We start from the raw sequence: 6,607 nt of genomic DNA on the forward strand, positions 1-6,607 counted from the left end.
TTTCCTGACATAGATTACTAAGGTAGGGAAAAAAGTTAATTAATTCCGCTAAGGTTGTATCTATCCAAATAACTAATGGCTGTTTACATTCTAGATAAGCAGTAGGAGTTGCTCCTTCAGGAGAGAGAATAATTTCGGTATCTAAATTTGCCAGTTTTTCTGCTACCTGATTAGCATAATTTTTGCATACAATAGGTTCAGCCCAATTATAATAATCAGTTTTAAATAAGTGCCTATAAAACAACCATTTACTTTTAGTCAGCCAAGAATATGTTTTTTGTAAAGGTCCCAAATAGTTGATGATAATACCTTGATTAATTAAAGTTTTGGAAATAAAATTACTAGCACCGTAGTTACCGCCATTGTACTTAGACCAACTTGCAGGATTTAGAGCATCATAAGTAGTAACGTAAGCAATTTTCATATATTACTCTTACTGTGATTTTTGTGAGTACAAATATATTCAAAGTATTCAATAGTTTGCTGACTTAAATTTTGCCATCCTAACTGTTCTAAATTAGCTTGTGGCGATCGCCCTTCTTTGACTGCCCACTCTAACCCAGATTCTAAAATCTCTTTTGTTAGGTCTCCTGGATACAGCTTTACCCAATCTTGCCCCACCTGTTCCTGCAACTCTGCCATTGCTCCCTTATTAGGCACTAATATAGGGCAATCAAAAGAAAGAGCTAACAATGCACTACCTGAATTTAAAATCTCTTGAAACGGTAATATTACTAAATCTGCAGTCTGAAAATATTCTTGTAACTTCTCATCCGGTACAAACTCAAACTTTAATTTGACCCTAGAATCATTCTCTGCAACTTGAGATATCTGAGTACCAATTTCTGGAACTTCTAGTTTACCTGCCACTAATAATATCCAATTAGCAGGAGCTAATTCTCGAAAAACTCGGACTAGATGAGGTACATTTTTGTAGTAGTCGATATAACCGAGAAATAAAAGTACATGGGAGTCAAAAGGAACATCTAAATTTGTTTTAGCTACCTCACAATTTATATTATTGGGGTAGACCTCTCGATAATGACCATGAGGAATAACTGCGTGGGGGCGATCGCTCAATCTAGGAAAAGTTGCATCTGCTAACTCTTTACTTACTTGGCAATGACTAATACATCCATCTACTCGCTTGATCAGCTCTGACTGAAACCAGTGTGCCAACTTAGGATGTAAGAGGTTGTGGGGATATTGGTCGTGAATTGTCCAAATCACTTTTGTTCCTCTAACCCTAACCCAGTCTATAGCAAGAAGCATAGTTACAGCCCGCAAACCTGCTACTACTAGGTTTGGATGACGGACAATAGTTTCTGTCGGCCAGTGAAGGTGAAAAATATCATAGTATTGGCGTAGCAGTTTGCCAAAAGAAAATTCCGTAACTGTTAGCCCTTGTTGCACTACCTGAGAATATAATAGCCAGTTATAGGGGTTTTTATACCTAGTTTTAAATGCTGGCCAAGCAATAATTTTCATTAAAATTCCCGACAATCAATGCCACTCAAACCTGGTTGAGATTTTACTACTGAAGTATAGTTTGGTTCAACTGTATTCAAATAGCCATTCTTCCACAAGTAAAAAGGACTTTTCAAACTATTAATATATAGTTCAAACTCACAAGCTGCCACTACATCTGTTCGTAACTTCAAACCATATTTTAGTAAATGACGGATAATTTTCCGACTATCATTTGCCGTATAAGCGAAAAAAGCCAATGGTTTTAACCATGGTTTAACTCCTAACATTCGAGTAACATAACGACTCAAACCAATACCACGGAAAAATTTAATTAGATAATCTTTTTGTGTTCGATGTTGAGGAATTTTGTGAATTACTTCCATTGCTGGATTATACCAAATTTCCCAGCCTGCTTTTTGAATATAACTAATAGTTTCTGTATCTTCACCTGTTAACATTGAACCCGGTACTCTACCACCTAATATACATTGCTCTGGAACACTTTCTAACCATGCTTCCCGACGAACTACTAATCCAGCGGAAGGAGGTATTACCTTAATTGCAGGCTGATATAATAATGGTTGTTCTCCTCTTTCTGTGATGGCAAAAAATGATTTAATTCTGTCAAAATCAGGTGGTAGTTCTCCAGAAAAATCTCCATGAATTTGACTAGCATAAGCTCCTGCTTTTGGATATTTTTGAGCAAATTCATAAGCTGCTGCTACCCAATTTTCTGCTGGGATATTATCATCATCTAAGAAACCAATTAACGGAGAACTTGCTATTTCTACTGCTTTTTTTCTAGCAAATCCTGCACCTTGTTGTGCTTCATAACAGTATTTTAATGGAATTTTATCCGACCAGTTTTCTTGATATCTACTAATGATTTTTTTTGTATTATCTGTGCTGTTATTATCTACAACTATAATTTCCCAAGATAGTCCTTCTACTCCGATTTGAGCAAGTAATTTGTCTAGAACTAATGGTAATCGTTCAGCTCCATTATAAGTAGGAATTGCGATAGTAAAGTTAGCCATAATAATTAACTTTTTTTTATAAATCTTGCTATATCGATATGTACCTAATATTTTCGCAATTAGGCCACATTTTTTTTTCGTAATGTAGTAATGCAGTATAAAATGTGATACGAAAAATCAGGATTTATATAGTATCCGGATAATTAGTCAGTAGTCAGTAGTTAGTAGTTAGTATGTAGTTGGTATTTAGTAGTTCAATAGAGCGTTGGTAAATCAACAGATGAAACCTTAGAGACTGTTTGTAAAAGGAATATTAAATCCAGGCGTAGTGGCGTGACACGCCTAAAATGGTGCAATAGATTTTTATTCAAATACATTAACCGTAAAGATTAGAGCATTTTTCTAATACACTATTTTAGCTGTGTCAGTCTAGTAGGGTGGGTTAGGCGACAATAACAAAGAATCGGAACAAAAGTTTAACTTTCCGCCGTAACCCACCGAATATCGAGTATTAAGCACTCTGGCCATCTTAATCTTTAGTTTACAAACACTCTCTTAAAAGCCATCTGTTTCTGATACCTCTAAATATTCTACCATAGTAAGTGGTGGGTGTCACCCATCGGAGAAAATCATCTTACCAATTACCAACACCCCTCAATAGTCAATATTCAGTATTTACAGCAGATTCGGTGGTATGTGAGGTACAAACAAATATTAACGATCAACTAAAGAAAAACTTCCGAAAACTCTCCATAAATGATTTTAGGGCTACATTGCTGAAGTCAATTTTGATGGACTAATATGCACTTAGTCCTCTTGAGAGGATTTTTGTCTCATATCATGTCCGTTTAAAAGCGTGAGAAAAAACTTTCTTCTCCTCTTCCTTCTTTTTCCCTCCTAACTCAGTCCTCCTCCGTAGTTCTTTATAAGTATTCAACCAAACATTATATCATGGCAAAAATTGGAAGTCCTGGGTGACGATCGCTCTTTAATATTTAGTTAACAAACAAAAAATCTCTGATACTAAATCTTGCGCATTCTTGCTACATATTCTTGAGAGTAGGGAGTAGGGAGTAAAGTTCAAAAATATAATATATCTTGGCTTAATGCCGATAATCGTTACAAAAATTACTAAACCATTATTATTACTGAATAACTGAAGTCTTAATGAAGTATGGCATTATTTTTGGGAATTGGTATTAATCCCTATCATTTTTAGAAAAAAATAGCCCTGTCCTCATCAACTATAGGACAGGGTTAAATTAGATGAGATGAGTATAAAGAAAAATATATCAGCACTTATTCAAGTTAATGCCAGCGGCCTTAGCCATAGCTTGTATACCTTTGTTTTCTAAAGTTTTAATTGCTTTAGTCGATAATCGTAGTTTGACCCAACGATTACCTTGAGGCCACCAAACTCTCTTCCATTGGAGATTTGCTTGCTGTAACTTGTGGGTGCGGATATGGGAGTGGGAAACTGCATAGCCATTATTAGCTTTCTTTCCAGTCAATTGACATTTACGACCCATGATTTGTCTACCTAAATTTTTTCCACAGCCTATCTATTATCTCAAAAATCAAAAAGTTAATCAACCTTCTTCCTTCAACTTTTGACATCCTCTCCCGTTAAATAAGAGCGATTATAACGGGAGATTCCCAAACCTCACGATTCAGCTTTACTGCTTGAGTAGCACTTATCTAGCTTGAAAACTCCCCGACAGTACCCCAACGAGCGTCAATTTATTCTACGATCTGCAAAGGCCAAAGTGACACCTCATTGTGAGGATATCCACATTATTATAAGATAATTCTATCTGAGTATGATTTTAAGTTATACTCTTGCTAGTCTTGGTCAGTATCTGTTTTTATTTTGGTCGCGATTCATCTCCCGGTAAATTGGAGATTATACCGGGAGTCCTCAAAGCTCCATTTTAGCTAGCAGTTTTCAAATAGATAGACTAAAGTGGCCAAAGTATTCTCCTACTGCCTACTCCCGCGCACCAAAATAATTTTGTAGTCTACTTATGTAATTCGATCAAATTACTTTTTCAGTTAACTGAGTCAAGACCTGATTAGACCTTTCCACAAATTCTTTCATACCCTCAGCATCAAAACCTTTTTGTGCCATTAAAGCTAAATCATAAACATGATGACAGATTTGTTTAGCCAATTCTGCCGAAGGAGATTCTCCACTACCCTGAATAATACTACCTTGACTGAGATTAGCCAGATTCTGAATCAGTGGGTGAGCTGTATTTACCACTAGAACGTGGTCTTCTGGAAATTCTGCTTTTTCCTGCTGCAACATAGCAGTCATATCTCTCAATCTTCGCATAGCTTCTGGCAGCAATACCATTGCTGGTGGAGTAGTTTTGCTATCTTCTGATTTTAATGCTTGAGCTTTAACATTTATCTTGGGTTTATTCAGCGCTTTTTCAAATAATTCTTTAATTTGTTCGCTGCGAGTTTTATTGGTAGCTGGATCGACTATTTCTGATTGATTTTCTTTGTCAATTAATGTCTCATCTAGATCGGAATCTACCCTAGAGAATTTAACATCTTGATATTCTCTTTCTAGAAAACTAATAAAGTGGGTATCAATGAAAGAGTCGAGAAATAAAACTTCTAAACCTTGATTTTTGTGCAGCTCTACATAAGTTGCTTGAGATGCAGGTTCAGTACAGTAATATACACGGTTTTCATGGCGTTCTTTATTACGTTCTAAATATTCTTTGAGAGTTGTGTAATAAAAACCTTGTTCATCAGTATTTTTAGCATCAGAATTTTCTGGAGTTACTTCTTGCCAAACATCTTCTCCTTCTGCTTGTACTTCTACTGCTGGTTTAGCCTCAGTTTCAGTTGTTTCAGTTGAGTTAAGTTTGGCTGTAGTGCGGAAAATTATGATATCTTCTACTTGCTTTTTAAACTTATCGTCATTCAAAGCACCAAACTTAACAAATGTACCTACATCTTGCCAACAACTGATATATTTATCTTTTTCATCACGATAAATTTCTTTCAGGCGATCGCCTACTTTTTTGGCTATATAATCGGCGATTCTTCTGACAGTTCGATTACTTAACAGGGAACTGCGAGAGACATTGAGAGGAATATCTGTACTATCAATTACTCCTCGTAAAGGCATTAAAAATTTAGGAATAATTTCTTCACAATGGTCGGTAACAAATACTTGATTACAGAATAGTTTGATATTACCTTGGGTAACATCTACATCTGGCTTTAGTTTAGGAAAATAAAGAATTCCATTAACAATAAAAGGATAGTCAGTATTGAGATGAACCCATAATAGAGGCTCTTCTTGGAAAGGATAAAGATGACGATATAGTTCTAGATAGTCCTCTTGAGTAACATTTTGAGTAGATTCTCGCCAGATTGCTTTGTGTTTATTAACTACTTCTTCTTCAAATTTTATTGCCACTGGCATAAAATCACAGTAGGTTTTAATTAACTGTTGAATTCGAGTAGTTTCAAGATATTCTTGTTCTTCATCTTGGAGAGTTAAGGTAATAGTTGTACCTCTTTCTGTACGAGGAGAATCTGATAGTTCAAATTCTGGAGAACCGTCACAACTCCAATGAATCGCTTCTGCACCTTCTTGATAGGAAAGGGTATCAATTTCTACTTTTTTAGCAACCATGAAGGAGGAGTAAAACCCTAAACCAAAGTGACCAATAATTGCGTCTTCATCACCACCTTTATATTTTTCAATGAACTCTTCAGCACTGGAGAAAGCCACTTGATTAATATATTTTTTTATTTCATCAGCGGTCATCCCAATGCCATTATCAGTAATCGAAAGAGTTTGATTATCTTTGTCTATTTTAATTTCTATTTCTGGATTAGTAACATCACCACTATACTCTCCAGTTCGAGCCACCATTTTAAGTTTAGCAATGGCATCTACACCATTAGAAACTAATTCTCTTAAGAAAATTTCATGGTCAGTATAGAGAGATTTTTTGATAATTGGAAAGATATTTTCAGTATGGATACTGATCTTACCTTTTTACCATACATTGCGGTGACAACAAACCTAGCCGCAGCCGCAGGATTGGTGAGTAGTTTGGTAATGGCGAAAATCCGCTTTAACACACCGGATTTATCATTTGGCATCAATGGTGTGCTAGGGGGTCTGGTGG

Annotated in this window: 5 protein-coding genes and 1 pseudogene; 1 reads left to right on the forward strand and 5 read right to left on the reverse strand. The window is 35.8% G+C overall.

Translation table 11 applies throughout. The features are described 5' to 3' along the window. The 5 genes and pseudogenes from F6K13_RS12540 to htpG all read right to left on the reverse strand — a co-directional run. Positions 1-424 (reverse strand): annotated as a pseudogene (locus tag F6K13_RS12540) (hypothetical protein); the annotation flags it as partial. Next, on the reverse strand, positions 421-1,488 hold the full coding sequence (locus F6K13_RS12545; RefSeq protein ID WP_124144619.1) for a glycosyltransferase: 1,068 nt from the start codon (positions 1,486-1,488) through the stop codon (positions 421-423). The pseudogene F6K13_RS12540 and the gene F6K13_RS12545, both read right to left, overlap by 4 nt. After that, complete coding sequence (gene hpsE, locus F6K13_RS12550; protein WP_124144620.1) at positions 1,488-2,507, reverse strand: hormogonium polysaccharide biosynthesis glycosyltransferase HpsE; 1,020 nt, start codon at positions 2,505-2,507, stop codon at positions 1,488-1,490. Before hpsE ends, F6K13_RS12545 begins: the two co-directional genes overlap by 1 nt. Before the next feature lie 1,232 nt (positions 2,508-3,739). Beyond that, positions 3,740-3,976, reverse strand: coding sequence for a 50S ribosomal protein L28 (rpmB, locus tag F6K13_RS12555; RefSeq protein ID WP_124144621.1), 237 nt, complete (start codon positions 3,974-3,976; stop codon positions 3,740-3,742). Positions 3,977-4,482: 506 nt separating this feature from the next. After that, a complete protein-coding gene (gene htpG / locus F6K13_RS12560; RefSeq protein ID WP_287287525.1) occupies positions 4,483-6,465 on the reverse strand; it encodes a molecular chaperone HtpG in 1,983 nt (660 codons plus the stop codon). Between htpG and F6K13_RS12565 the strand changes: the two genes are divergently transcribed. Further along, positions 6,406-6,607 (forward strand): hypothetical protein (locus F6K13_RS12565; protein WP_287287523.1); only part of this gene is annotated, 202 nt, incomplete at its 3' end. The genes htpG and F6K13_RS12565 overlap by 60 nt on opposite strands.

It is taken from the genome of Okeania sp. SIO2B9 (assembly GCF_010672505.1).
Taxonomy (GTDB): Bacteria; Cyanobacteriota; Cyanobacteriia; order Cyanobacteriales; family Microcoleaceae; genus Okeania; species Okeania hirsuta.